The 26,217-nt window shown below is 53.2% G+C and carries 25 protein-coding genes; 13 read left to right on the forward strand and 12 right to left on the reverse strand.

What is annotated here, in order from left to right:
* Positions 1-2: 2 nt before the first annotated feature.
* The 5 genes from mrdA to ACT3TJ_RS11485 all read right to left on the reverse strand — a co-directional run bounded on the left by mrdA (position 3) and on the right by ACT3TJ_RS11485 (position 4,923).
* Positions 3-1,910, reverse strand: a complete 1,908-nt coding sequence (gene mrdA, locus ACT3TJ_RS11465) for a penicillin-binding protein 2 (RefSeq protein WP_193053136.1) — start codon at positions 1,908-1,910, stop codon at positions 3-5.
* Between the two features lie 70 nt (positions 1,911-1,980).
* Positions 1,981-2,448 (reverse strand): 23S rRNA (pseudouridine(1915)-N(3))-methyltransferase RlmH, encoded by a 468-nt coding sequence (rlmH, locus tag ACT3TJ_RS11470; RefSeq protein WP_193053137.1) that lies wholly within the window; start codon positions 2,446-2,448, stop codon positions 1,981-1,983.
* Positions 2,445-2,831: a ribosome silencing factor gene (gene rsfS / locus ACT3TJ_RS11475; protein ID WP_193053138.1), complete on the reverse strand. Its 387-nt coding sequence runs from the start codon at positions 2,829-2,831 to the stop codon at positions 2,445-2,447. Before rsfS ends, rlmH begins: the two co-directional genes overlap by 4 nt.
* A 78-nt stretch (positions 2,832-2,909) precedes the next feature.
* Positions 2,910-3,569: a nicotinate-nucleotide adenylyltransferase gene (nadD, locus tag ACT3TJ_RS11480; RefSeq protein ID WP_193056806.1), complete on the reverse strand. Its 660-nt coding sequence runs from the start codon at positions 3,567-3,569 to the stop codon at positions 2,910-2,912.
* Between the two features lie 46 nt (positions 3,570-3,615).
* Positions 3,616-4,923 (reverse strand): glutamate-5-semialdehyde dehydrogenase, encoded by a 1,308-nt coding sequence (locus ACT3TJ_RS11485; protein WP_193053140.1) that lies wholly within the window; start codon positions 4,921-4,923, stop codon positions 3,616-3,618.
* A gap of 198 nt (positions 4,924-5,121) precedes the next feature.
* Between ACT3TJ_RS11485 and ACT3TJ_RS11490 the strand changes: the two genes are divergently transcribed.
* The 3 genes from ACT3TJ_RS11490 to ACT3TJ_RS11500 are packed head-to-tail and all read left to right on the forward strand — an operon-like array spanning position 5,122 to position 8,319.
* Positions 5,122-5,970, forward strand: coding sequence for a hypothetical protein (locus tag ACT3TJ_RS11490; RefSeq protein ID WP_172118362.1), 849 nt, complete (start codon positions 5,122-5,124; stop codon positions 5,968-5,970).
* A complete protein-coding gene (locus ACT3TJ_RS11495) occupies positions 5,967-6,893 on the forward strand; it encodes a diguanylate cyclase domain-containing protein (RefSeq protein ID WP_193053141.1) in 927 nt (308 codons plus the stop codon). Before ACT3TJ_RS11490 ends, ACT3TJ_RS11495 begins: the two co-directional genes overlap by 4 nt.
* Before the next feature lie 28 nt (positions 6,894-6,921).
* Positions 6,922-8,319 carry a bifunctional DedA family/phosphatase PAP2 family protein gene (locus tag ACT3TJ_RS11500; protein ID WP_193053142.1) on the forward strand — a complete coding sequence of 466 codons (1,398 nt, stop codon included), beginning with the start codon at positions 6,922-6,924 and terminating at the stop codon, positions 8,317-8,319.
* A 5-nt stretch (positions 8,320-8,324) separates the two neighbouring features.
* Here ACT3TJ_RS11500 and ACT3TJ_RS11505 read toward each other — a convergent pair whose 3' ends face one another.
* Genes ACT3TJ_RS11505 through mpl form a run of 3 tightly spaced genes read right to left on the reverse strand, consistent with a single transcriptional unit; the run spans position 8,325 to position 10,977 of the window.
* A complete protein-coding gene (locus ACT3TJ_RS11505) occupies positions 8,325-8,945 on the reverse strand; it encodes a LysE family translocator (RefSeq protein WP_172118359.1) in 621 nt (206 codons plus the stop codon).
* The gene (locus tag ACT3TJ_RS11510) at positions 8,942-9,595 is read right to left on the reverse strand and encodes a flavin prenyltransferase UbiX (protein ID WP_287077089.1); all 654 of its coding nucleotides are present in this window, start codon (positions 9,593-9,595) and stop codon (positions 8,942-8,944) included. The genes ACT3TJ_RS11505 and ACT3TJ_RS11510 overlap by 4 nt, the downstream gene beginning before the upstream one ends.
* Complete coding sequence (gene mpl / locus ACT3TJ_RS11515) at positions 9,592-10,977, reverse strand: UDP-N-acetylmuramate:L-alanyl-gamma-D-glutamyl-meso-diaminopimelate ligase (protein WP_193053143.1); 1,386 nt, start codon at positions 10,975-10,977, stop codon at positions 9,592-9,594. The genes ACT3TJ_RS11510 and mpl overlap by 4 nt, the downstream gene beginning before the upstream one ends.
* Before the next feature lie 290 nt (positions 10,978-11,267).
* Here mpl and ACT3TJ_RS11520 point away from each other — a divergent pair, with 290 nt between their 5' ends.
* On the forward strand, positions 11,268-11,657 hold the full coding sequence (locus ACT3TJ_RS11520) for a glutaredoxin family protein (protein WP_193053180.1): 390 nt from the start codon (positions 11,268-11,270) through the stop codon (positions 11,655-11,657).
* Positions 11,658-11,668: 11 nt separating this feature from the next.
* Here ACT3TJ_RS11520 and ACT3TJ_RS11525 read toward each other — a convergent pair whose 3' ends face one another.
* Positions 11,669-12,169 (reverse strand): hypothetical protein, encoded by a 501-nt coding sequence (locus ACT3TJ_RS11525; RefSeq protein WP_226912108.1) that lies wholly within the window; start codon positions 12,167-12,169, stop codon positions 11,669-11,671.
* A 290-nt stretch (positions 12,170-12,459) separates the two neighbouring features.
* Here ACT3TJ_RS11525 and ACT3TJ_RS11530 point away from each other — a divergent pair, with 290 nt between their 5' ends.
* The 7 genes from ACT3TJ_RS11530 (at position 12,460) to pepQ (ending at position 20,552) form a co-directional block, all read left to right on the forward strand.
* Positions 12,460-14,031 (forward strand): ABC transporter substrate-binding protein, encoded by a 1,572-nt coding sequence (locus ACT3TJ_RS11530; RefSeq protein WP_193053144.1) that lies wholly within the window; start codon positions 12,460-12,462, stop codon positions 14,029-14,031.
* Positions 14,032-14,187: 156 nt separating this feature from the next.
* A complete protein-coding gene (locus tag ACT3TJ_RS11535; RefSeq protein WP_193053145.1) occupies positions 14,188-15,237 on the forward strand; it encodes an ABC transporter permease in 1,050 nt (349 codons plus the stop codon).
* The gene (locus ACT3TJ_RS11540) at positions 15,234-16,190 is read left to right on the forward strand and encodes an ABC transporter permease (protein ID WP_193056805.1); all 957 of its coding nucleotides are present in this window, start codon (positions 15,234-15,236) and stop codon (positions 16,188-16,190) included. The genes ACT3TJ_RS11535 and ACT3TJ_RS11540 overlap by 4 nt, the downstream gene beginning before the upstream one ends.
* 7 nt (positions 16,191-16,197) lie before the next feature.
* Positions 16,198-17,214: an ABC transporter ATP-binding protein gene (locus ACT3TJ_RS11545; protein ID WP_172118205.1), complete on the forward strand. Its 1,017-nt coding sequence runs from the start codon at positions 16,198-16,200 to the stop codon at positions 17,212-17,214.
* A 17-nt stretch (positions 17,215-17,231) separates the two neighbouring features.
* A complete protein-coding gene (locus ACT3TJ_RS11550) occupies positions 17,232-18,278 on the forward strand; it encodes an ABC transporter ATP-binding protein (RefSeq protein WP_193053182.1) in 1,047 nt (348 codons plus the stop codon).
* Positions 18,279-18,327: 49 nt separating this feature from the next.
* Positions 18,328-19,239, forward strand: coding sequence for a LysR family transcriptional regulator (locus tag ACT3TJ_RS11555; RefSeq protein WP_193053146.1), 912 nt, complete (start codon positions 18,328-18,330; stop codon positions 19,237-19,239).
* 14 nt (positions 19,240-19,253) lie between these two features.
* Complete coding sequence (gene pepQ / locus ACT3TJ_RS11560; protein ID WP_193053147.1) at positions 19,254-20,552, forward strand: Xaa-Pro dipeptidase; 1,299 nt, start codon at positions 19,254-19,256, stop codon at positions 20,550-20,552.
* An 89-nt stretch (positions 20,553-20,641) separates the two neighbouring features.
* On the opposite strand, the gene ACT3TJ_RS11565 is transcribed toward pepQ, so the two are convergent.
* Entirely contained in the window at positions 20,642-21,247 is a 606-nt protein-coding gene (locus ACT3TJ_RS11565; RefSeq protein ID WP_193053148.1) for an OmpW/AlkL family protein, read from the reverse strand.
* A 583-nt stretch (positions 21,248-21,830) separates the two neighbouring features.
* Between ACT3TJ_RS11565 and ACT3TJ_RS11570 the strand changes: the two genes are divergently transcribed.
* Together ACT3TJ_RS11570 and ACT3TJ_RS11575 are read left to right on the forward strand one after the other, a co-directional pair.
* Positions 21,831-22,685, forward strand: a complete 855-nt coding sequence (locus ACT3TJ_RS11570) for an AAA family ATPase (protein ID WP_172118209.1) — start codon at positions 21,831-21,833, stop codon at positions 22,683-22,685.
* Between the two features lie 3 nt (positions 22,686-22,688).
* Positions 22,689-23,870 (forward strand): vWA domain-containing protein, encoded by a 1,182-nt coding sequence (locus tag ACT3TJ_RS11575; protein WP_193053149.1) that lies wholly within the window; start codon positions 22,689-22,691, stop codon positions 23,868-23,870.
* A gap of 28 nt (positions 23,871-23,898) precedes the next feature.
* On the opposite strand, the gene ACT3TJ_RS11580 is transcribed toward ACT3TJ_RS11575, so the two are convergent.
* Both ACT3TJ_RS11580 and ACT3TJ_RS11585 read right to left on the reverse strand, forming a co-directional pair.
* Positions 23,899-24,459 (reverse strand): hypothetical protein, encoded by a 561-nt coding sequence (locus ACT3TJ_RS11580; protein WP_193053150.1) that lies wholly within the window; start codon positions 24,457-24,459, stop codon positions 23,899-23,901.
* A gap of 159 nt (positions 24,460-24,618) precedes the next feature.
* Entirely contained in the window at positions 24,619-26,070 is a 1,452-nt protein-coding gene (locus ACT3TJ_RS11585) for a cobyric acid synthase (RefSeq protein ID WP_193053151.1), read from the reverse strand.
* Between the last annotated feature and the right edge of the window lie 147 nt (positions 26,071-26,217).

Consider the following 26,217-nt stretch of genomic DNA (forward strand, 5'->3'; position numbering starts at 1 on the left):
GGTCAGTTCCCCTCCACTTGAGCGGTATCTTCTTCCAACACGTCGCGTACATCATCTGCGTCAGGCGCTTCATCTTTTAAAAGCCATGCATCGGTCATGGCGCGCGCCAAATGCGCTGCATGGGTACTGCCGCCGCCCGCATTTTCAACGATAACCGACACGGCAATTTGGGGGGAATCAACCGGCGCAAACGCTACAAACAAGGCGTGATCTCTCAGGCGTTCCTCAAGCTCATCGGCGTTATAGCGCTGGTCCTGGCCCAAAGAAAACACCTGAGCCGTTCCCGATTTGCCGCCCATTCGATACTCAAGGCCAACGCCAGTCCGCCGTGCAGTGCCTTCGCTACCGCTGAGCACTTTCTCCATACCGCTAAATACCCGGTCCCACCAGGCATCATTTTCCAGCTGAATATCGTCCAGCGTGTCGGGTAAATCTTCACGAAGCAGCGTATCGCCCACCTGGAGAGCTAAGCGGGGTTTTACCCAGTGGCCCCGGTTGGCAAGCGTTGCCGTTGCGCTTGCCAGCTGCAACGGCGTTACTTGCCAGTAACCTTGGCCAATACCTACTGACAAGGTTTCGCCGGGGTACCACGGCTGGTTAAAACGCTCCCGCTTCCATTCGCGAGACGGCATCAGCCCAGTGCTTTCCCCTTGAACATCGTAGGCGACTCGCCGCCCGAATCCGAACCCATTCATCCGTTCATGTAGATTATCGATACCTAAATCATGGGCCAATGTGTAGTAGTAAGTATTATTAGACACAGCTAATGAGCGCTCTAAATCCACACGACCATGCCCCCAGCGCAACCAGTTCCGGTAACGCCGGGAGTCATTAGGCAGTTGATAATAGCCTGGGTCGCTAATCGTGCTGTCTGGGGTAATAACCCCCCCAGCCAGTCCCGCGAGGGCTAAAAAGGGTTTAATGGTCGAGCCAGGTGGATAGTGACCACGAATAGAGCGGTTAAAAAGAGGTAAGTCCAGGTCGTTCTGCAAGCCGCGATAGGAGGCAACATCGATCCCGGTCACAAACTGGTTGCTGTCAAACCCAGGCGTCGACACCATGGCCAGAATCTCGCCCGTTGCAGGCGCAATAGCGACGATCGACCCACGCCGCCCATCCATTAATTCATAGGCAAGCGTTTGTAGAGACTTATCAATCGTCAGCGTTATGTTCTTCCCAGGCACAGGGTCGGTGCGACCCAGCTCTCTTAATACTCGCCCTCGGGCGTTGGTTTCGACTTTACGCAGGCCTGCTTCGCCATGAAGCTCCTCTTCATAGAAGCGTTCAATGCCGGTTTTACCAATAAAGTGGGTGCCGGCATAACGGCCGGCATCCAAATTTTGCAGCTCATCAACATTAATACGCCCTACATAGCCCAGCGTATGGGCCATAACGTTTGAATCGGGATAGTAACGTAGCAGTTGGGCTTCGACTTCAACGCCTGGCAGGCGGTGGCGATTAATCGCGAGCCGAGCAATTTGGGCTTCACTCAGATCGCTCATTAAGAGCGCAGGTTGGAAAGGACGCTGTCGCTGGCGTGAACGTACGTTAAAGGCCTCGATATCTTCTTCTGGCAGTTCCAGCAATTCCACTAATAGGGCCAGCGTTGCATCAAGGTCATCAACACGCTCACGCACCAGCGTCAGGTTATAAGTAGGCCGGTTTTCAGCTAACAGCACACCATTTCGGTCATAAATCAAACCTCGATTAGGTGGCAGCGGCTCAACACGCACACGGTTTTTTTCTGACCGCGTGGTGTAAATTTCATGTTGAACAATTTGTAAGTAGCCTAAACGCCCTACCAGAAGACCGGTAAGCGTTATAACGACCAGAACGGCAAGAAGTGTTCTGACACGAAAAATGCGCAACTCTTGCTCAGAATTTTTTAGCGTGTCACGGCGCTGGGGCATGGCAACAGATGACTCTCAAATCAGACGATTGACGCAACACAGCCAACAAATACCACCACCTTTTGAGCCGTTAACGGTGGTAGGGGTGACCAACCAATAGCGTCCAGGCACGATAAAGCTGCTCGGCCAGCATGATACGAACTAACGGGTGCGGCAGCGTTAACGGTGACAATGACCACGCTTTATCGGCTATCGCAGAGAGGGAAGGTTCAAGACCATCAGGCCCACCGACCAGCAATACGATATCGCGGCCCTCCATACGCCAGCTATCCGCTTCCTGGGCCAGTTGTTCGGTTGTCCAGGGTTTGCCTTTTACTTCCAGCGCAACCAGATACTCATCACCCCGCAGTTTATCGCGAATGCGTTGAGCCTCTTGAGCACGCGCTTTGGCAATATCTGCATTTTTACCGCGCTGGCCAAGCGGGATTTCTTCTATTTCAAGGCTGAAATCCCGAGGGAGCCGTTTACGGTAGGTTTCAATGCCCTCTTCAACCCAAGCAGGCATTTTCGTACCTACCGCCAACAGCCTTATTCTCATGACATCGTGGCTCGCTCTTCAAAAAGCGTGCGTGCCTCATCCGTCATGCTTGCATCGCTAGGCAGGTCTGCCCAGAGGCGTTCAAGGTCATAAAGTGCACGGGCTTCCGGCATCATGATATGAACAACAATGTCACCCAGGTCGACCAATACCCAATCCGCATTATCACCGCCTTCAACACCGCGCGGCGCAAGACCGGCTGCCTTGGCTTTTTCTACGACGTTTTGCGCAAGTGCCGCAACATGCCGGGTAGACGTACCACTAGCAATCAACATAAGGTCGGTAACCTCAGTTAAGCTGGAAACGTCCAGTTGAGTGATATCGCGTGCTTTAAGGTCTTCTAACGCATCAAGCGCTAGGCTTTTCAGTGTATCGATGTGCATGACTCCTGCAGATAACCTCGTATGGTGTTCGGCTAGCAAAGCGGGCCATTGTAACGGCTTCTTGCGTGACTACCAGCGCTATTCAACGTCCTGGTAAAAGCCTTTATGTAAAATGGCCTCTTCAACCGCTTCCGGGAGCAAATACCGAACGCTTTTTCCCTCACGCAGCCGCTGACGAATATAGGTCGCTGAAATTGCCATCATCGAAGGGAACGACAGCAGTAAAACGCCACCGCAGGGGCGCTGCATCAGCGAGTCCACGCCTTCGACTTCACGTTGCCCTACCAGTTCCCTTAATTCATCAGACCAGGGTGTTTGATAGCCAGGCCTAGCCATCACTACCAAGTGAGCGAGGGAAAACAACGTGTCAACCTGCTGCCACTGAGGAAGGCGTAAAAAGGCATCAAAGCCAATCACCATTACTAAACGTGCCTGTTCACCATATTCAGCCCTCAGTTCAGCAAGCGTATCAACGCTGTAGGATGGCCCTTCGCGGCGCAGCTCACGGTTATCCGCGTAAAGCCCAGGCGTAGTGCCAATCCCGGCTTGTAACAACGCCATTCGTTGCTCTGCCGACACTTGTGGTGCACCACGTAAAGGCGGCTTTGGCGCCGGTATCATATGCAACTGGTCAAGGCCCAATGCTTCTCGCACTTCCAAAGCACTGCGTAAATGGCCATGGTGAATAGGGTCAAATGTCCCTCCCAGCATGCCTGCTTTTATGGGTACTGAATTCATATCGACCTACCACTCATAGCGCTGCAAAACTCATATCGTACACGCCTTATTGGCGAACCTGGCCATCGCCGAATACAACGTATTTACGCGTGGTAAGGCCTTCCAAACCCACCGGCCCTCGCGCATGCAGCTTATCGGTCGAAATGCCAATTTCAGCACCTAATCCATACTCGAACCCATCGGCAAAGCGGGTTGAGGCATTAACAATCACAGAGCTTGAGTCCACCTCGGCCATAAAACGGCGCGCCAGAGAGTAGTCCTGGGTCACAATAGCGTCGGTATGGTGCGAGCCATAGCGCTCAATATGCGCAATCGCCTCTTCCACGCCATCCACTATTTTGATCGCTAGTACCGGTGCAAGATATTCGGCGTACCAATCTTCCTCGGATGCCGCCAAGGCCTGAGGAAGCAGCGCTTGAGTGCGTTCACAGCCTCGTAGCTCAACCTCATGTCCTGCGTAAGCCCGCGCCAGCTCTGGCAGCAGCAAATCAGCCACCGGCGCATCAACCAGAAGTGTTTCCATGGTATTGCAGGTGCCGTAACGATGCGTTTTAGCATTGACCGCGATAGCCAAGGCTTTAGCTGGATCAGCCGTGGTATCAATATAGACGTGACAAACACCATCAAGGTGCTTGATAACGGGCACTTTAGCGTCACGCGAGATTCGCTCAATGAGCGATTTCCCACCACGCGGGATAATGACATCCACGTAATCTGGCATGCTGATCAATGCGCCGACGGCGGCACGGTCGGTCGTCGCCACCACCTGAACGCAGTTAGCAGGCAGTCCCACATCCACCAGTCCTTGCGTAATGCATTCGCCAATGGTTTGATTGGACGCGCTCGCCTCTGACCCGCCGCGTAAAATGCAGGCATTGCCCGATTTTAAGCACAAACTGGCCGCTTCAAGCGTTACATTGGGGCGTGATTCGTAAATGATGCCAATGACCCCCAAAGGCACGCGCATTTTGCCTACCTGGATGCCGCTGGGACGGTAACTCATATCGTCTATCTCACCCACCGGGTCAGGCAAGGCGGCCACTTGACGCAGCCCTTCAATCATCGCATCAAAACGGGCGTCATCAAGCGCCAAGCGGTCAAGTAACGCACTATCCAGACCATTTTCCTTACCGCGCTGCATATCCTGAGCGTTGGCGTCTAAAATACGCGCGCGAGCCGTCATCAGCTGCTGCGCTATTGACTCAAGGGCACGATTTTTGATGCCGGTATCGGCACGACGTAGCTCGCTTGCGGCTGAACGCGCTGCCTTTCCAAGCGCCTGCATGTATGCGGGAACATCACCGGCGGTGAGTTGCTGTTGAGCCTCATCTTGTAAGGGCGTTGAAACGCTCATGCTGTCTCCCTTTATCATCATGCACGCCGCCATCATTTTATCTGGTCAGGCGCGTCGTAATTGTGTCCAGTAGTAGGCAATATATTACGCTACTTAAACGTTATAATGAGCATTTTAAGTTTCACACTTGGTCCTGTCACCGCTGATTAGACGACGGGGAACGTACATGGAGTTCGTGAAGGTGAATAGTAAGCCACCATGCAAAGCAAATACAAAATTCACTTGCTTAGAGCCAATTTACTCGCCGCAGCGGCTGCACTAGCGTTCTGGACATTGGGCGCACAGCCCATGGCCATCCTGCTGCTTTGGCTCTCCGTCAGTTGGCTTTGCATTACAGCTCTGCTTCTGGACTTTAGTCATCGTCATTCCAGAGGGCTACCCTGGCAAGTGCTGCCGGGCTTATTACTGCTGGGATTAATTGCCAGCGCACCAGAACAGCATGATATGTTGATCTGGGCGTGGGCGGCCATATTCATGCTACCCCAGGCGCGCTGGATTCTTGTACTTAATGCCATGGCCGCACTACTTAGCGGCGCCTTAATAGCGCCACAATTGTCCTTTCCAGCCGGGGGGCTAATAGTGCTGTTATTGGGCATACTGTGCTTACTGGCGGTTTCTAGCGCACGCCAATTGGTTGATATGAATGGGGCTATCGGCCAGCGTTTGCGGCTTATCCCAAAGGTTAATCTTTGGGCTGGCGAACAGTTGCTGCGCGATCTTCCTCGTGAGCAAACCCGTTCTGAGCGCGAGGCTATCTACGCAGAGCTATTTATATTGCAGGTTAAGCGGCGCCAGCTTTGGCCCACCGCAAAAAAGCTTTGTGAGCTAACCTACTCCTTTGAGAACACCTATCGTCTGAATAGCACAACGCTTGCCGCCTTGATGCTTTCTCGCTCGCCACAAGAAGCCACACGCCGTCGCACGCAGCTCCAGGCAGCACTTCCTGAAAATGTGGTGAGCCATCATGAGCCGCTAATGGATATTGAGCCCTCAACCTTAACGCTTGAACACCTCTGCAATACCCCCACAACGCTGGGTTCCTCATGAACAGCTATCCATTCTCCAAGCGGCTAATGATCATCACTTACAGTACCAGCCTGGTAGTAATGATGGGGTACGCGTTATGGCTTTATAAAATGGGCAGCTACCGGAGCTTATGGGTACCCGCGTTTGTTACCCTGGCCCTATTAGCGGCCCTACTGATGCATTTAGGGCAGGGATTAAAGGGATACATATCTCAAATACTGCTGGTAGGCAGCACCTACCTCACGGTATTAAGTACGCTTTCTATCTCTAACGCATCAGCCATCTGGCTTGGCCTACCCATCACCTCTGCTTTTATACTCTTACCCCTTTGGCTTGCCTTGGTGCTGACGGGGGTGCTTGGCCCCCTTGTCTGGTTGTTTATCTCTCACCCGACACCTGAGCCACCCTTCTATCTCGGCTATGTTATTTTGCTTTTACTGCTGGCCCTCCCTCGATGGGAGCATGCTCGCCGCCGCGCATTACTACAGGCCACCGACCCCTATGATTGTCACTGTCGCGCCTACAACTACGAAACGCTAAAGGAGCGCTTAAACAACGAATTTCAGCGTGCTGCCATGCTTAACAAGCGCTTAGCGGTACTGGTCATTCACCTGCCACAGCTGGATATGGCCGAAGAGCAGTTCGGCTCTCGAGCTAAAATCGCGCTACTTGATACACTGTGTAGCGAAGTGATAGGTCGCTGCCGTGATCATGACATACTGGGGCGCGCTGGCGAGGCCACCTTCTGGCTGGTGCTGCCCGACACCAGTGAAAGCGGTGCGCTGCTGGTTCGTGAGCGGCTACAGCATGCACTTTCCCAGTGTGTATTGGTTGAAACCGGTCATCTTGAAGCCCGCATTGCAGCTTGTTTGCCTCATAAAGAGAGCTTCGAGCGCTATATACAACGCCTGCACGCCCGTGCTCATGCGCTGGCAAACGGATGACAGCGTATCGCCCTTCAAGGAGTCCCTCGTGTCTTTAGTCGAAACCTTTCAACAGCTCTCGCTCTCTCCTTTCATGCTTCTTCTGCTGATGCTGCTCATTTCGCTTGCAGAATCGTTAGCATTAGTGGGCCTGTTGGTGCCCGGCGTGGTGCTGATTACGGCAGTGGCCTCCCTGGCGGGGCATGAGTCTATCGGGATAGTGTGGTTAGTAATGGCCGCCTTTTTAGGCGCGGTGATCGGCGACGGCATTAGTTTCAGGCTTGGTTATCGCCACCATGCACAAATCACTCAACGCTGGCCACTTTCCCTACATCCGGAATGGCTAGGCAGAGGCTCCCGCTTTTTTGATCGTTATGGTCTTTACTCGGTCTTTATTGGCCGATTTGTTGGCCCGGTAAGACCCGTCATTCCGCTCATAGCGGGCATGATGCGGATGCCACCCCGTAATTTTTTATGGGCAAATATCACATCTGCCGCACTGTGGGCACCTGCCTATGTACTGCCAGGCTATTTGCTCGGACGAACATGGCAAGAACACCTTGATTTACCCCCGGGCATTGAAACAGCGTTGCTCATAATAGCCGCCAGCGTGGTGGTACTCGCGGTAGTGTTCTCCTGGGGGCGAGCACAGGTGGGCCGTCATGGACGCCTCTACCTTGCTACCGCCCGTTTAGCACGTCGTATTCCGTTTATGCGCCGCCCCTGGCTTGTCATGAGCCAATCTGGCGAAGTTCCTCTCGCTTCGCTGCTGCTATTTATTATTGCCTTAACCTGCCTTTCGGGTTGGACACTGCTGGTTGTGCATCACAATGGTCCATTGACGCTCGACCTCTATATCCAACGGCTCTTTAGCTGGCTTCAAAGTGACACCCTTATCGCTATTGGTGCCGTATTTGCCAAAATTGGCGACAAGTTGGGCATTGCTGTCCTGTTGCTGCCGTGGGCACTATGGATGATCTTTTATAGAAGATGGGATGCCTTGCTGCATTGGGGAGCGGCGGTGGGAGGCGTAGCGCTTCTTAACACACTGGGTAAAGCCATTTTCGGGCGTGCTCGACCTGACACCCCCGATTACCTGACCGGCTCGCTCTCTTATCCGAGTGCCCATACGTCAACCTCGGTTGTCGTATTGGGCCTGGCCGCCGCGTTTATTGCCTCAGAGCTACCTCTCCAAAAACGTATCTGGATCTATTGGGTGGCGATTGCTTTGGCGGTGCCAATGGCACTGTCACGGCTCGTTATTGGCGTGCACTGGTTTAGTGACCTGGTCGGCGGCGCTCTGCTTGGGCTGATGATCTGTGCGCTGGTTCGTTTAAGCTGGCAGCGCTATCCTCGAAAGCCATTAACGCCCTGCCCTTGGCTGCTATTGGGGTCGGCCTCGCTGGTGTTAATCAGCCTTCGCGTGATTTTCTTCCCACCGGTTTAAGCGGCCTAGCCTAGCGCCAGCCATAATCCAACGCCCATCATTAACGTGCCGGCAATGCGGTTAAGTAAACGAACATTGCCGCTTTTTCCCAGCGTTTTACGCAGCGTTTTACCGCCGACGGCATACACCAACAGGCTGGCAAACTCGATCAACAAAATAACCACAATCAGCAGAACCAGCTGGCTACCCAGCGGGCGGCTGCTATCCAAAAAGGGGGGCAGCAGTACCATAAAAAATGCCCACCCCTTCGGATTAGCCACAGCGGTCACAAACCCTTGCATGGCAAGTGTTAGCCGCCCGGCGGCAGGCCCCGCATTTAGTTCACTGGGTATCGCCATACGCCCACGAGAGCGCCACATCATAATGCCCAAATAGGCCAAATAAGCGCCGCCCACCCACTTGAACACCGTGAAGAGTTCAGGCTGACGGAGCATTAAGGCGGCTACCCCAGCGCCTGCTGCTGCGGCGACCAGCCCTACGCCCACCAGCTCTCCCATCATCATCCACAGCGTACGTTTCACGCCTTGGGTCATGCCCAGCACCATGGCAAGCGTCATGCACATACCCGGCGTGAGTGACACAAATAAAAACGTGGGTACAAATATAGAGAGCGTGGCCCAGTTCATTGCTTATCCTTAGACATGTTATCGGCTTCATCCTCGCCCCAGCGAGGCATCAAGGTATGCTGAATGCCCAACTGATTAAGAATGCGTGCCACAATAAAATCAATGAGGTCATCAATGGATTGCGGGCGGTGATAAAACCCCGGGGCGGCAGGTAAAATAACAACCCCCATGCGGCTTAGCCCCAGCATGTGTTCCAAATGGATAGGCGAAAATGGGCTCTCCCGGGGCACCAGCACTAGCGTTCGGCGCTCTTTAATCGCGACATCGGCCGCCCGCTCAATCAGGTTGTTACTTGCCCCAGTGGCAATAGCCGAGAGCGTTCCCGTCGAGCATGGGCATACCACCATAGCCGAGGCCGCTCCAGACCCGGAGGCAACAGGCGCCATCCAGTCCTCTCGCCCAAAGCAGCGGATTTGGCCAGCCGCGGCGCCGCTACGCTCTCTCAATGCAGCAGCCAGCCGTTCTGGCTGAGCAGGCAGGCTAATGTCGGTTTCCGTGGCAATCACCATGTGTGACGCTTTGGAGATCATGACCCACACTTCATGGCCTGCCTCTACCAATACGTCTATCAGCCGCAGGCCATACTGCGCCCCAGAAGCGCCCGTTAATGCCACGGTGATCGGCTTTTTGAACAGGGAATCTGTACTCACGCGTTCAATTCCTTGGCCGTTAAGGCATTTAGTAGACGTTCATGTACGCCATCAAAGCCACCGTTGGACATCACCACAATCCGATCCAGCGGTTCGGCATGGCGAACAACCGCCTCTACCAGTGTTTCAATCTGCTGATAAAGATGAGCTTTAGCACCTTGCTCAGCTACCAGCGCCTCCATCGACCAATCAATACCGGCAGGTTGATACCAATACACCTGGTCCGCACCAGCGATGCTGTCGTTGAGTCGATCGCGTAGCGCACCTAACCGCATGGTATTGGAACGTGGCTCAATGACCGCCAGCAAGCGCCCTTTGGTCGTTGTGGCACGCAAGCCTTGCAAGGTCGCCGCAATCGCCGTGGGGTGATGGGCAAAGTCGTCAATGACTTGAACGCCCCCCACTTCTCCACGCACTTCCTGGCGCCGTCGTGGCGTTTCGAAACGCGCTAGTGCTGCGCATGCCCGGGCTAAATCAACTCCGCACTCGTGGGCAGCCGCCAACGCTGCCAAGGCATTTCGCGCGTTGTGAACGCCACTTAACGACCACTCGACGACGCTATCCTCTTCGCCCTGGTCTGTGCGGTGAATCACCTGAAAACGGCTGGCATCAGGGCGCTCAAGGCAGAGCTGCCACGCACTTTGGGACTGCTCACCAAAGTGCTTAATGGGTGTCCAGGCTCCCATCGCTATGACGCGCTCTAGCGCTGGCTGTTCATCGGCTACTAGCAGGCGCCCTTGGCTGGGTACGGTGCGCGCAAGGTGATGGAACTGGCGTTCAATAGCAGCTAAATCCGGAAAGATATCCGCATGATCAAACTCAAGATTATTGAGCACAGCAATATCGGGGCGATAGTGTACAAACTTGGAGCGTTTATCAAAAAAGGCCGTATCGTACTCATCTGCTTCAACAATAAAAGGCCCCTGAGGATCCCCCAGCCGCGCGGAAACACCAAAGTTACGCGGCACACCGCCAATTAAAAAGCCCGGTACTTGGCCCGCGCTCTCCAATAGCCAGGCCAGCAAACTGGCGGTGGTGGTTTTACCATGGGTACCGGCGATAGCAATTACCCGCCGCCCTGGTAACACATGCTCAGCAAGCCACTGCGCTCCTGAGGTATACGGCAAACCGCTGTTAAGTAGCGCCTCTACTTCAGGATTTCCGCGTGACAGCGCATTCCCCACTACCACCAGGTCAATCGAAGCACCAAGGTGCTCTGCTCGATAACCTTCCATTAACGTAATGCCTGCTTCAGCAAGCTGAGTACTCATCGGAGGATAGACGTTTGCATCTGACCCGCTAACCTGATGGCCCTGCTCGCGCGCGAGCAGCGCAAGACTACCCATAAAGGTGCCGCAGATACCGATAATATGGAGATGCATGGTTTCTGTCCCTGAACAACGTAATAAACACAGCTTAAAATAGCTGAAAAGACTAGCATGCTCGGCTTGTTTACTCACCCAGAAGCAAGGATTTAAGCACACCTGGGGGTTAGAAAATGCCCCAATATACGTATAGCGAGCGTCGCCAAGTGACAAATGCGTTCGATTATTGCAGGATGCGCGCACGCTTGTTTAAAGCCCACCTGTTGGCGCGTAGCATCGCTGTTTCCAATGACGTACTTTTTCTAAGAACGCTGACCCATGCCCCAGGGTTAGCGATGGAGTTTATTATGCGTGTATTAATTCGCTATTTTTTCCGTGGTGTTCGTTTGGTGCTGGCACCGGTCATGCTTATCAGTGAAAAACTCTCAACGCCTAACGCGATTGAGCGTGCCCCCGCCGATCAAGCGCGCGTCGACCAGGCTTGCCAACGCCTAGCCCTTTATCAATTCCGTACCTGCCCTTTCTGCATTAAGGTGCGTAAAGAAATTGCCCGCTTAGGACTAACCATTGAGCTGCGCGATGTTCAGCATGACCCCGCACATAAGCAGGACCTCCTTGAAGGCGGCGGCAAAACCAAAGTGCCTTGCTTAAAGATTCACCACGAAGATGGTCGCGAAGAGTGGCTGTATGAGTCTGATGATATTAATGCATGGCTGCATCAGCAATTTGGAGCTTAAAACCGTGCTTGTTAGAACCGTGCTCGATAGGCATTAACGTCAAACTGCACATCGATGTCGATTCCCTCAGCCCGGCTGGGCGCGTCGTCCAGTGCAGTTTGCAACGCCAATACGCCTTCGACACGTCCAGCAATATGAATGTGGCTGCCTTGCTGCTCAAGCTGCGTCAACGTGACGGTAACACTGCCTCCTTCAGAGGTGTAAAGCGGCGGTACGGTGGTGCTACCGATCAGTTGTACCACTTGGGCATCGATAAGCTGGTTGTCTTCAACCGCCAGGCTAATAGACAACCCTTCGTAGGCGTCCCTTTGATCAGGCTCGACAAACCCTGTGATAGTGATTTGGCGTTGATCGCCAACCTCTACAAAAGAAGCATTGGAGTCACGGCCCTGGCTCAGCACAAACCACTCCCGCGGCTCGCCGTCCAGCATGCCGTCAATAGTGTCAGACTGTGCGGTTAATGGAAGCCAACCGATTAACACCAGAATGATCCATTGATTCCATTTCATCATTTTCAGCCTGCCTTCCAGCGGGTCACTAATGGCTTTCGTGGGCTGATACCAAACGCCCGTTTATTTTTCATCTACGACTTTAGACTAGCTTGCACTCCAGTATTCACTGCTACAAGCCCAATCATTCAATAGTTGAATAGGGTCTATCACTATTTCGATTGTATGACGCATTCAACACTCTCTATGTTAATAGGATAGCTTACAAGCTGACCGTGTCTGCTTTGCTGTCTCGCCAATAGCGTTTAGACGGTAATGTGAACAATAAAATTATCAATAAGACGGGAACGATTATGGCGCTCAAAAAAAAGATACTGGCCACTATTGTCGGTGCAACTGTTGCGGGTAGCGCAGTGCTCCCTTTGACAGCAAACGCTGAAACGTTGCGCATTGGCTACTCCGCCGATCCGGAAACGCTTGATATTCACGAACAACTTTCCGGCGGTATGCTGCGTTTCTCCCACTTGGCGTTTGATCCTCTCGTCCGCTGGACCAAGGACTTTCAGTTTGAGCCCCGCTTGGCAACTGAATGGGTACAAACAGACGATACGCATATGCGCATGACGCTTCGTGAAGGCGTCAAGTTTCATTCGGGTAACGAGCTGACGGCTGAAGACGTGGTATGGACGATTGAGCGCTTAAAAGAGAGCCCTGACTACCGCGCCATTTTTGAGCCCATTGCTACCGCCGAAGCGGTTGATGACTACACGGTGGAAATCACGACGACGACCCCCTATCCGCTGTTGCTCAACCTGGCGACCTACATTTTTCCCATGGATAGCCAGTTCTATACTGGTGAAACCGAAAATGGCGTCGATAAAGCGGAGATCGTAAAAGCAGGCAACTCGTTTGCTTCACGCAATGTTTCCGGTACCGGCCCCTTCGTTCTTACTGACCGTCGCCAAGGCGTACGTGTCGATTTTGAACGCTTTGAAGATTATTGGGATACTGAAAGCGAAGGCAATGTCTCAAGCATTGTACTCACGCCGATTGCGGAAAACGCCGCGCGCGTAGCAGCCTTGCTCTCAGGCGGCGTCGATTTTATTGACGCTGTGCCGCCGAATGATCTGGAGCGCGTTCGTGAAGCAAGTGACGTTGAGCTTTTCGAAGTACCGGGCACGCGTATTATCGGCTTCCAGCTTAACGAAGAACAAGTTGAAGCCTTCAAAGACGTGCGCGTTCGTCAAGCCGTTGATCTTGCCATCAACCAGGAAGGCATCGCTGATCGCTTAATGCGTGGCTTTGCGACGCCTGCTGGGCAGTTTTCACCGGAAGGCTACTCCGGTCACAACCCGGATCTGGTACCACGCTATGACCTGACCCGCGCTCAAGAGCTAATGGCGGAAGCGGGTTATGAAGACGGCTTTAGCGTTGACATGATTGCGCCCAACAATCGCTACGTCAACGACGCACAAATTGCCCAAGCGGTAGCGAACATGCTATCGCGTATCAATATCAACGTTAACCTGCGCACCATGCCGCTTGCCCAGTACTGGCCAGAGTATGATACCCGTCAATCGGATATCGCCATGCTTGGCTGGCATTCGGATACTGAAGATACTGCCAACTTCTTCCAGTACCTCACCTTCTGTATTGATGAAGAGAGCGGTGCGGGCCAATACAACTATGGCAATTACTGCAATGAAGAGATCGACGCGCTGGTCACTGAAGCCGACAGCGTAACCGATCTTGAGCGGCGCAATGAAATGCTGCGTGAAGCAGAAGCCATGCTGTATGAAGATGTTGGTTTTATTACGCTGCATTGGCAGAACCTTGCGTATGCCGCTGCCGAAGGCGTTGAGATTGAACCTGTCGTTAACGCCATCGACTTCCCCTACTTGGGCGATCTCGTTATTAACCGCTAAGTTTGACTAACGGTTTGTAAATTGCCTGCACGGATGCTTCGCTCTCCAGCCAACTGGAGGGCGAAGCGCTTGTTGTGTCAAAACCCATTGCGAAATGTTTAACGGCACTGACCTCTACTTCCTTTGCTAAACACTATTACATAGGTGGCGTACGCCATGATTGCCTTTTTAATCAAGCGGCTGATGCACGCGGTATTGGTGATGTTCATCATCAGCGTGCTGGCCTTCGCCATCCAGGATAACCTGGGTGACCCGATACAGCAGATGGTTGGACAATCGGTCCCCGAAAGTGAACGAGAGGCCCTGCGCGAGCGCTTGGGGCTTAATGATTCTTTCATGGTGCAGTATGTGCGCTTTGCCAAAAATGCCGTACAAGGCGATTTTGGCAACTCCTACTTCTACCGCGAGCCGGCACTCAGCGTTATTGCACGCCACCTGCCAGCAACGCTTGAGCTCGTCTTTGCGGCCACCTTAATTATCGTGGTTTTTTCGGCACCTATCGGGGTGTACAGCGCTATCAAACCGCGCTCGATTATCTCGCGTTTTTTTATGGGGGCATCGATTATCGGTATTTCGATTCCGGTGTTCTTAACCGCGATTGTATTAATTCAAATTTTTGCTATCGGCATTACCGTCTCAATTTTTCCCGAAGGGACCGCGTGGGGGGCCTGGTTAAACAGTGCGCTATCCACTCAAGGTAATATGCCCTCGTTTGGGCGCGGTTATGACCTGGTGCACGTGTTTGGCTATTGGGATACCAACCTGGCCACCTGGAGCGGCCTGCAACACCTGGTGCTGCCCGCCATTTCACTCGCCTCTATCATGCTGCCGCTGTTTATTCGCTTGATCCGCGCTGAAATGATGGAAGTACTGCAGTCTGAATACGTCAAGTATGCCCGCGCCAAGGGCATTTCAATGCGCCGCGTCTATTTTGTCCACGCGCTTAAAAACACCATGCTACCGGTGATCACCGTAGGCGGTGTTCAAATCGGCACGATGGTGGCTTACACCATTCTGACCGAAACCGTGTTCCAGTGGCCGGGCATGGGCCTGATGTTTTTGGATGCGATCAACCGGGCTGATATCCCGCTAATCGTGGCCTATCTAATGATTGTCGGTGTCATTTTCGTGGTGACCAACACCATCGTGGATTTGATTTACAGCTTTGTGAACCCCACCGTAAAACTGACGGGTAAACCCGCATGACGATGACAACAAAGAGCGTGCCCAAGAGCAAATCGCCCAGCCATTTCCAACGCTTTCGCGACTCCTATTTATGGTACAGCTTCAAGAGTGACCGCACGGCACAGCTCTGCCTGGCGGTATTTATCTGCCTGGTAGTGGCTGCCTTTGCCGCGCCTCTTATTGCACCTACCGATCCCTACGATTTGCGTCAGATCGATATTATGGCCTCCGAATTGCCACCGTTCTGGGTCGACGGAGCGGATGAACGCTACTCACTGGGCACCGATGCCCAGGGCCGAGACCTTTGGTCGATTATTTTGTACGGTACGCGAGTATCGCTTTTGATCGGCTTTGGTGCGGTGATCTTGCAGGCACTTTTAGGCGTAACGTTTGGCCTAATGGCAGGCTATTTGGGCGGCCGTGTGGATGCCTTTTTTATGCGCCTGGCGGATATTCAGCTGTCATTTTCCACCTTGATGGTGGCTATCGTGGTCGGCGCTGTGGTGAAGGCCACCTTGGGTAGCTCTTTTTATAGTCAATACGCAGTACTGATGCTGGTACTGATTATTGGCTTGGCCGAGTGGCCACAATACGCCCGTACCGTGCGCGCTTCCGTACTTGCCGAGAAAAACAAGGAGTACGTAGACGCTGCACGAGTAATGGGACTGCGCAGCAAACGGATCATGTTCCGCCATGTGTTGCCTAATACGTTATCGCCTATTTTCGTTATTTCTACCGTGCAAATTGCCAACGCCATTATTTCTGAAGCGGCGCTGTCGTTTTTGGGCCTGGGAATGCCCGAGACCCGTCCATCGCTTGGTTCGTTAATCAAGGCAGGCTTTGACTACATTCAATCAGGCTCCTGGTGGATCACGCTAATTCCCGGTGCGGTACTGGTAGTGCTGGTGCTGTCTATCAATCTATTGGGCGACTGGCTGCGCGATGTCATGAACCCACGACTCTATAAAGGCTGAGGGCACCATGGCATTACTTGAAGTTTCCCAACTGGATGTACGGTTTGGCCTGCGCCAGGGCGAAGTACGTGCACTGCGTGATGTTAGCTTTACGCTAGAGCGCGGTGAGCGTTTAGGCATTGTAGGCGAGTCTGGTGCTGGCAAATCGGTTGCGGCGTTTTCGCTGCTTAATCTGATTGCCAAGCCCGGATTTATTGCCGGTGGCAGTATTACGTTTGAAGGACAAACGCTGAATACCATGTCGGAGCGCGGGCTGCGTAAAATACGTGGCAACCGAATCTCAATGATCTTCCAGGATCCAATGATGACGCTGAACCCGGTGTTATCGATTGGCGCTCAAATGGTGGAGTGTCTAAAAGCTCACCGACGAATTTCCTCTAAAGAGGCCCGCGCCATTGCACTGGATAAATTACGCCAGGTGCAAATTCCCTCACCGGAAAAGCGTCTGGAACAATACCCTCATGAACTTTCCGGCGGCATGCGGCAGCGCATTATTATTGCCATTGCGTTGCTGCTTGACCCGGACATCATTATTGCCGATGAGCCTACAACGGCGCTGGATGTCACCATTCAGGCAGAAATCATGGCGCTATTGCTGGATCTCTGCGAACAGCACAATGTCGGGCTTATTTTGATTACTCACGACCTTGGCGTCGTGAGTCAGGTCACTCAACGCATGCTGGTCATGTATGCCGGCCGCGTGATTGAACAAGGGCCAACGCGTGAGATCATTAATGACCCGCAGCATCCTTACACCCAAGGGCTGATTAATGCCCTGCCCCAGATGGCAACGCCCGGTGAAAGACTGAATCAGATCCGTGGCAGTATGCCTTCGCTTTCCAATCTCCCCAGCGGCTGCGCCTTTCACCCGCGCTGCGACTTTATTAAGCGCGCCGATGGACAAACCCGCCCCGCTTGTATTGAGCAAGTGCCCGGATTTGTACAAGCGGGCAACTGCCAGGTAGCTTGCCATATGGTGGCTGAACTGCTGGAAGATCGTCGTTTAAAGGAGGAAAGCCAATGAGTACGCAGGCAAGTGCGATGGCAGAGCATCACATCCCCGCTGAAAACGTCGAAGAAGCCCAAGTACTTCTGCAAATCCGCGATCTCAAAAAGCGGTTTTCGCTATCAGGCGATTTTCTTGACCAGTTGCGATTTAAAGGCGGCAAGCTCGTTCGTCACCAGGAACACGTACACGCTATTAATGGCGTAAACCTGGAGATAATGCGTGGCGAGGCACTCTGCGTCGTTGGCGAATCCGGCTGCGGTAAATCGACCGTTGCCCGTACAGTCATGGGGCTCATTACGCCATCTGTAGGCGAGATTCACTATGATGGTCAGCGCATTGACCATTTAAGCTCGCGCCATTTGCTGCCGTATCGCAAGCGCATGCAGATGATCTTCCAAAACCCTTACGCGTCGCTTAATCCGCGGATGACCATCCAGCAAACACTGGAAGAGCCACTGCGCTTGCACCACCCCGCATGGAACCGTCAGCAGATTGCCGATAAGGTCGAAGAAGTAATGAGCTCGGTGGGCATTGACCCAGACTGGGGCAAGCGTTTTGGTCATGAATTCTCCGGCGGCCAGCGTCAACGTATTGCCATTGCGCGAGCGCTGGCAGTGGACCCTGAGTTTATTGTTGCTGATGAGCCCATTTCAGCGCTGGATGTCTCTATTCAGGCACAGGTGCTGAACCTGTTGATGGAAGCCCAGCACGCGCGCAATTTGACCTACCTGTTTATCACCCATGACCTTGCGGTAGTGGAGCATTTTGGTACGCGGGTTGCCGTGATGTATCTGGGCACCGTGTGCGAAATAGCCACGACCTCGACTCTGTTCGCCAAGCCCCGCCACCCCTACACCCAAGCACTCCTTTCATCTATTCCGCGCCTTGAAGATGACCGGCCACAACATATTCGCCTTAAAGGTGAGGTGCCAACGCCGGTTAACTTACCGAGCGGCTGTGTTTTTCATGGTCGCTGCCCGTATGCCAATGCGCGCTGCATTCAAGAAATCCCGCAATTAAAAATGCAGGATGACGGCACGCGTGTAGCCTGCCACGCTGTTGAGGAAGGCCGCCTATGAAGCGTAGGCATTTACTGGCCAGTCACGCCATCTCACTGCGAGGTAAAGCATGGAAATTCGCTGGCTAGAAGACTTTATTGCCCTGGCCAGGACTCGGCACTTTTCACGTGCCGCTGATGACCAAAACGTAACCCAGCCGACCTTCTCTAGACGGATTAAACTGTTGGAAGAAGAGATGGGCATTACGCTCATTAATCGCCAAACGCTACCGCTTTCGTTAACCCCCGCCGGAGAGGAGTTCCTCACCTTATGCGAACAGGTAACGGAGCGCGTTCGTTTAACGCGTGACCGATTGCGCGAGATTAATGCCGGTCAACAGCGGCGCATTATGGTAGCCGCCCCGCAAAGCCTGCTGGGGAATTTCCTGCCTGAATGGCTAGCGTCTACCGGCTGGCAGGACCATGTACAGCCCTACCTGCGCGCAACCGGGTGGATTGCTCACGACTATTTTCAAGCGTTAATGCGCGCAGAGTGCGACCTGGCTATCTGTTACTGGCCTGCCGGGCGTTGCGATCTGGATATCGATACAAGCGCTTGTACCTATCGGGTGATCGGCCATGAGCGGCTAATTCCCGTGACAGGCCTTGCCCCTCAAGGCGAGCCTTGTACCGTTTTACCGGGCACACGCCAGCAGCCCTCGCCTTGGCTTGCCTACCCCAAGCGAGGCCTGCTGGGCTCTGCAATAAAGGCACACCTGGCCAGATTACCTCAAAGCACCCACCTGGTGGCACAAAGTGAAAATCTGTACGCGGCAGGTATAAAAGAGCTGGTACTGCTGGGATATGGCATGAGCTGGCTGCCAGAGCGCAACGTTTCACATGAGCTCGCCCAAGGCACCCTTGTCAGAGCAGGCGATAGCCGCTGGGATGTGCCCATGGAGCTGCGCTTATACCGCCATCAGCATCAGCACCATGCAGAACTAGACAAACTCTGGAGCGAACTCGCCCCGTCACGTAGTTAACAGGATAGATTTTCATGTCAACAACGCTTTTTAACCTGCAGCTTGATCATATCGTTCATTTACAGCATGCCTATGAGCAGGTGTTAACAAAGTACGGCTTTGACAGTCTGGTGATTTATAGCGGCCACGCCAGCCATCATTTTGCTGACGATCATGCCGCCTCTTTCCAAACCTATGGCCATTTTATGCACTGGGTAGGCCTTGCGGACATTCAGCACAGCTGGCTAGTCATTGAGCCTGGTAAAAAACCGCAGTTTTATCTGCATGCGCCCGCTGATTTTTGGCATCAGCCTACTCAGCTACCCGATGAGCCTTGGCTATCCGTCATTGATGTACATCAGTGTGCCCACGCACGCGCACCTCATTTAGAGGGCCGCAGCGCCGTCATCGGCGATATAGCAAGCACGGCGCCCGATATTCAGCAAGCGCTGAACGCTGAAACAGCCCCTGATGAGGTTGTGCGAGCGCTTGATGAACTTCGCATGTTCAAAACACCTTACGAAGTTGCCTGTCTACGAGAAGCCAATCACCTTGCAATGGCAGGTCACGAGGCCGCCCAAGCCGCCTTTATTGGCGCTTCAGGCGAGCTCGATATACAACTGACCTACCTAGCGGCTAGCCGACAGCGCGAATCTAACGTTCCCTACCAGAATATTATTGGTTTGAATGGACATGCAGGCGTCCTGCACTACCAACATTACGATATAACACCACCCAGCCAGCGCTACAGCTTGTTAGTAGATGCCGGGCGACGCTTTAGAGGTTACTGCGCAGATATCACCCGCACCCACGCAGGGCCTGATGCCCCCGCGATTTTTGAAGAGCTGGTAACGGCGCTACACCATCTAAAAGATGACATTATTAGTCGCATCGAACTGGACGCCTCTTTTGTTGAGTTACACCAGCAAATGCACCAAGCCCTGGGAAGCGTCCTCGTTGCCCATGACATATTTAAAGGCACCGTCGAGCAAGCGGTAAGCGAAGGAGTCACTCGCGCCTTCTGCCCACACGGTTTAGGTCACTCCCTGGGACTTCAAGTGCATGACGTAGCCGGTTTACGTCACCCTGATGGCTCAGCGGCCCCCGCCCCCAGCGAACATCCCGCCCTGCGCTTAACGCGTATTTTGAAACCCGGCATGGTGGTAACCGTTGAGCCAGGACTCTACTTTATTCCGATGCTCCTAAACCCGTTGCGCGACACATCGCTTCCAATTAACTGGACGCTGGTGGATCAGTTAATGTCCTGTGGTGGTATTCGTATCGAGGATAACGTAGTGGTCACTGAAAATGGTTACGATAATCTGACCCCATAAGGCCCGTAGCAGAACCTGTTGTTAAGTCGTAACAAAAACACCCGGCGCAAGGCCGGGTGTTAGATGATATTTTGAAGCTGGCTTATGCCTTAGAAACGGAATGTCACGCCACCGCCGATGGTGACCGGGTCCATATCGACTTTACCGATATGCTCGCCATCACGTTTGATCTCGCCATCAACATCCGCATAGCTTACGTAGCCATTCAGTAACACGTTCTGGGTGACTGCTAAATCCACACCGGCTTGGCCGATAGCGCCATAGCTTCTGCGTACGTCAATATTGTCAGGACCACCCGAGAAGCGTGTGTAGTTAAGACCTGCGCCAACGTACGGCTGAACACGTGAATCCAGCCCACCCATGGGGTAGTAATTTACTAATAAATTTACGGGTAAGCGGTCAATGCTTCCCAGGTCTTGTGATGCCGCATTGAGCTGATGTTCAAACTTTTCAGAACTATTAAGCTCAACACCCACTTTATCAGTAAATAGATAACCAGCGCCGAACGTGAAGCCTGTCTCGCTTTGAACGTTCAGTGACTCTCCATTGATATTGCCGTTGCCTGATCCTGTATCGGTTTGAGCGACGCCACCACGAACAAATGCATCGCCAGCGTTGTACGCTAAGGCAACCTGGCTTGCCAGTGCTAAGCCAGCAGTTACCACAGCGGCTGAAATTAATTTCATATTGCTCATTAGGTTCACCCTCTATGCATTTTAGCTTGGGATTGGTGTCGACCAACCGGCTTACCTATACAATATATACCAATCGAACAGTGTTTCCAAATTTCTTGTGACATTCTTGTTATATGTTGAAAATGTTAACTCTTTTCTTCAAACATAAAAAAAAGCCCCCCGAAGGGGACCCAAGTGGAGCACGCCAGCTCACACGGTGTATCGCAAAACGGTCATTACCGTGGCGATGTAGTAAAGAAGGAAGAGCATCCAATGTGGCTAGTGATGCTGTTCATTTGCTTCTTATTTACGATATAGCCAACTGCGTGCCAACATCCTAAAAATCATTAAAATACAAAAATATACACAAAGCGCCTGCACTCAACTCGCCTACCTCAATATCTCATGCGAAGAAAGTGCACCAACCCTGTTCGTGCTTAGGTAGTTTTGCCCCCTAAAGGTACCGTGTGTGCAAAAAGGTACTGTGTGTATCCATTGGGTCTTGGTGTTTCTATTTAACGCCATCGGAATCGGCTGTTGGCCCCGACACCTACCCTCACGTACACTTGTTTGAATACGTTTTCGACCCGTCGAGGCACTCTTCATGGCGTTTGACTCTACTTCTTCCTACATTGCCACTGATGCACTAAAGCAAGCGGTTAACGCGGCGATTGTTCTTGAACGGCCGTTGCTGATTAAGGGCGAGCCTGGCACCGGTAAAACCCTGCTCGCGGAAGAGCTGGCCGAGTCATTGGGCACTCAGCTAATTACCTGGCATATAAAATCCAGTACCAAGGCAGCCCAAGGGCTTTATGAGTACGATGCGGTTAGCCGGCTGCGCGATTCTCAGCTAGGTGTCGAAGGCGTGGAGAACGTGGCCAACTACATAAAGCCCGGCAAGCTGTGGGAAGCCTTTACGGCCGATGAACGTGTCGTGCTTTTGATCGACGAGATAGATAAGGCCGATATCGAGTTTCCGAACGACTTGCTCCAGGAACTGGATCGCATGGAGTTCCACGTTTACGAGACCGGTGAAACGATCCGAGCCGATCAACGCCCCATTATTATCATCACGTCCAATAATGAAAAAGAGCTACCCGATGCATTTCTGCGCCGCTGCTTTTTTCATTACATTGAATTTCCCGACCGAGCCACTCTGCAGGCGATAGTGGATGTGCACTTTCCGGATATTGCACCGCGGCTGGTCGGCGAAGCGCTGAACGTATTTTTCGAACTACGTGATGCGCCCGGCCTTAAGAAGAAACCTTCAACCTCTGAACTGGTTGATTGGCTTAAGCTGCTAATGGCGGATGAAATTGCCCAGGAAGCGCTCTACAACCGCGACCCAGCCAAGGCACTGCCGCCCATGGCCGGCGCACTGGTTAAAAACGAGCAGGATACCCAGCTGCTTGAACGCCTGGCGTTTATGTTACGCCGTCAGAAAGGCACAGGTCGTTAAGCCATGTTTATTGGTCTGTTCGAAACCTTAAAGCGTGCGGGCGTGCCTGTGTCGCTGCGTGAGTTATTGGACCTGCACGCGGTGGTTGAACGTGGCGTCGTATTTGCCGATATGGAAGCATTTTACCAAGTCACTCGCACGGTAATGGTTAAAGACGAACGCCACTTTGACCGCTTTGATCGTGCGTTTGCTGCCTGGTTTAAAGGCCTTGAAGACATGGACGCCGCCATTGAGGCGTTGATTCCCGATGACTGGCTGCGCCGGGAATTCGAAAAGCAGCTGTCTGATGAAGAGAAAGCCAACATTGAATCGCTAGGCGGCCTGGAAGCGCTGATCGACACCTTTAAAAAACGCCTAGAAGAGCAAAAAGAGCGCCACGCAGGCGGTAACAAGTGGATTGGCACAGGCGGCACTAGCCCATTTGGCGCCTATGGCTATAACCCTGAAGGCATTCGTATCGGCCAGGAAGGCTCACGCCATCGCCGCGCAACAAAGGTATGGGATGAACGGCGCTTTCGCGACTATGACGACTCTTTGGAGCTGGGTACCCGCAATATCAAAATGGCGCTGCGCCGACTACGTAAGTTCGCCCGCCAGGGTGCAGTGGAAGAGTTCGATGTCGACAGTACTATTCGTGAAACAGCGCGCGATGGGGGCTTACTAAACGTTCAGATGCGCCCTGAGCGCCACAACGCCGTTAAGGTGCTGCTGTTTCTGGATGTAGGCGGCTCCATGGATGACCACATTCGCGTTTGTGAGGAGCTGTTTTCGGCTGCCCGATCTGAATTCAAGCATCTTGAACACTACTACTTTCATAACTGTTTATACGAAGGGGTCTGGCGACATAATTCAAGACGCGGCAGCGAGCGCATCCCCACCATGGACGTGCTCCACACTTACGGCGCGGATTATCAGGTAGTCATCGTAGGCGATGCGGCCATGTCACCTTATGAGATTACTCACCGAGGTGGCAGCGTCGAGCATTTTAATGAAGAGCCCGGCGGCGCATGGCTGAAACGCGTCTGCGAGACCTTTCCCCACTTGGCATGGCTTAACCCTATGCCACCTCGCGCTTGGGAGTACACGTATTCCACGCAGTTGATTCGTGACATTATTGAGGACCGCATGTACCCCATGACACTGGAAGGGCTGGAAAGCGCCATGCGCGAGCTGGCCAAAAAGTAGCCTCGGCCAGCTCACAGGATAAGCATGCTCAGAGCGTTGCGGGAAACTGGTTCAAGCCGTTTAGAAAGTCCTGCTTGGCGCTTTCAAATGCTTTTGGGTCGTGCTTAAAGCGTCGTAAAATGAGCGCCTCATCCAACACAACGGTCGCGGCCAGTTCGCCTGCATTACTGGCCGGATGGCGGCCGCTTAAGCCAATGCGTTTGCTGTCAGCGCCATCAAACCAGCGCTTGATACCGCTCGCCTGATAAACCGCCTCCTGCTCCGCATTATCCACCTCAACGCGCAGCGGCGCTTTAAGCGCCAATTCGCTGATGAGCCGCTGCTTGGCGCCTTGCTCAAACTCGCAGGCGTGAGTAATCGTCATGCCTTCGCCCGCCTCATCCAATACCAACAGCGCCAGCGACAACGGCTTACCTGCGCCATCAACACCCGCCACCAAACGGGCTATTTCCTGGGTAAACAGCACCTTGCGCGTACCGGCAAACACCACCAGCGGGGTTAATCCTGCCTGCTGACCATAAACGCTAGCGCACAGTTGCGCTAAACAGGCATCTCGCTGCCCCGCTTCTTTAATCTGAACTACCTTCATGACGCTCTCTTTTACGCTGTTGCGACCAGTATCAGCTACGTTAACGCCGCAAGGTTAGAGGATACCGACGCGGCATACCAGCCAGAATTTATCCTTATGACAGCATCAGCAAAGACACAACTGCAAGGCAGACGACCAGCCCTGCTTGCTATCAGACCATTAAGCTTGCTGGATAAGCTTAATAATTGCCTCTATTTCCAAATGCGCCTCCAGCGAATCCGCTAAACGCTCAAGCTCTTTTTCGCGATGGGCCAGGTAATCCACTTGGCCTACTTCGGTCAGCCCAAAGCGCTTCAAGAGCGTTTGGCACGCATCAGGATGGTCAAACAAGCCGTGCAGATAGGTACCCATTATTTGTCCATCGTCACTAACAGCCCCTTCGTGACGGTTTTCCAAATCAAATAGCGGGTTCGCCAGCGCCGCGCCCTCGCTAACCCCATTATGGATCTCATAACCGGTGACACTGGCCCCTTCAGGCAGCAGCTGACCCACAACGTTACGCAACTGCTTGCCCGAGACCATCTGTGTGGTAAGCGACAATAACCCAAGCCCCGCAACGCGCGCTGGTGGACCTTCAAGGCCGTCTGCGTCTTCTACCCATTCGCCCAACATTTGAAAACCGCCGCAAATACCCAGCAGTTTGCCGCCATAGCGAAGGTGACGTTTAATGGCCACCTCCCATCCTTCGCGCTTTAGCCACGCCAGATCGTGGGCAGTGCTTTTACTGCCCGGCAATATGATGACATCTGCCGCGGGAATCGGTTGGTCCGGTCCAATAAAATGCAACGCCACGTGAGGATGAAGGCGCAGCGGGTCAAAGTCGGTATGGTTACTGATACGTGGAAGCGCCGGCACAACAATAGTTAATGGCGCTGCCTGCGCTGTTTTTTGGGTGAGGCCAACGCTATCCTCAGCATCCAGTAATAATCCCTGCAGATACGGCAAGGTGCCGAACACAGGTTTACCTGTCCGCTGGGTCAACCACTCAAGCCCTGGGTTCAGCAGGCCAATGTCGCCGCGAAAACGGTTGATAATAAATCCCCTGGTACGCGCCTGCTCGCTTTTACTGAGCAATTCAAGCGTGCCTACCAACTGGGCAAATACGCCTCCTCGATCAATATCGCCGACCAGTAATACGGGGCAATCTGCCGACTCCGCAAACCCCATATTCGCGATATCGCCCTTTCGCAGATTAATTTCGGCAGGGCTGCCTGCCCCTTCGGCAATAATGACATCATAACGGCGCTGCAATGCATGCCAAGCGGCCATGACACTTTCCTGAGCAGTCCGCTTAAAGGCGTGGTAATCCAGCGCCCCCATATGGCCGTACACCTTACCGCGCAAAATTATCTGAGCGCCACGGTCCGATTCCGGCTTAAGCAGCACGGGGTTCATATCACTATGAGGTACCACGCCAGCGGCCTGTGCTTGTAGAGCGGTAGAGCGGCCGATTTCTCCGCCATCTTCCGTTACGGCACTGTTCAATGCCATGTTTTGAGGCTTGAAAGGAGCCACACGAAAGCCTCGACGTTTAAGCACTCGGCATAGCCCGGCGACCACGGTGCTCTTACCTGCATCTGACGTGGTGCCTTGAATCATTAAGGTGGCCATGCGACATGCTCCATACGTTCAGTTAGCCCAGCAAAGGCCGAACTGTAGCGAGCACTCTACAAGGATGCAACGCACATCAAGGGCAAAGAAGACCACCCTTGCGACGGCACCCCCAGCAGGCTTAGCGATTCAAACAAGCGCTTTACA

It is taken from the genome of Halomonas sp. AOP30-A1-24 (assembly GCF_052378165.1).
Taxonomy (GTDB): Bacteria; Pseudomonadota; Gammaproteobacteria; order Pseudomonadales; family Halomonadaceae; genus Vreelandella; species Vreelandella citrativorans.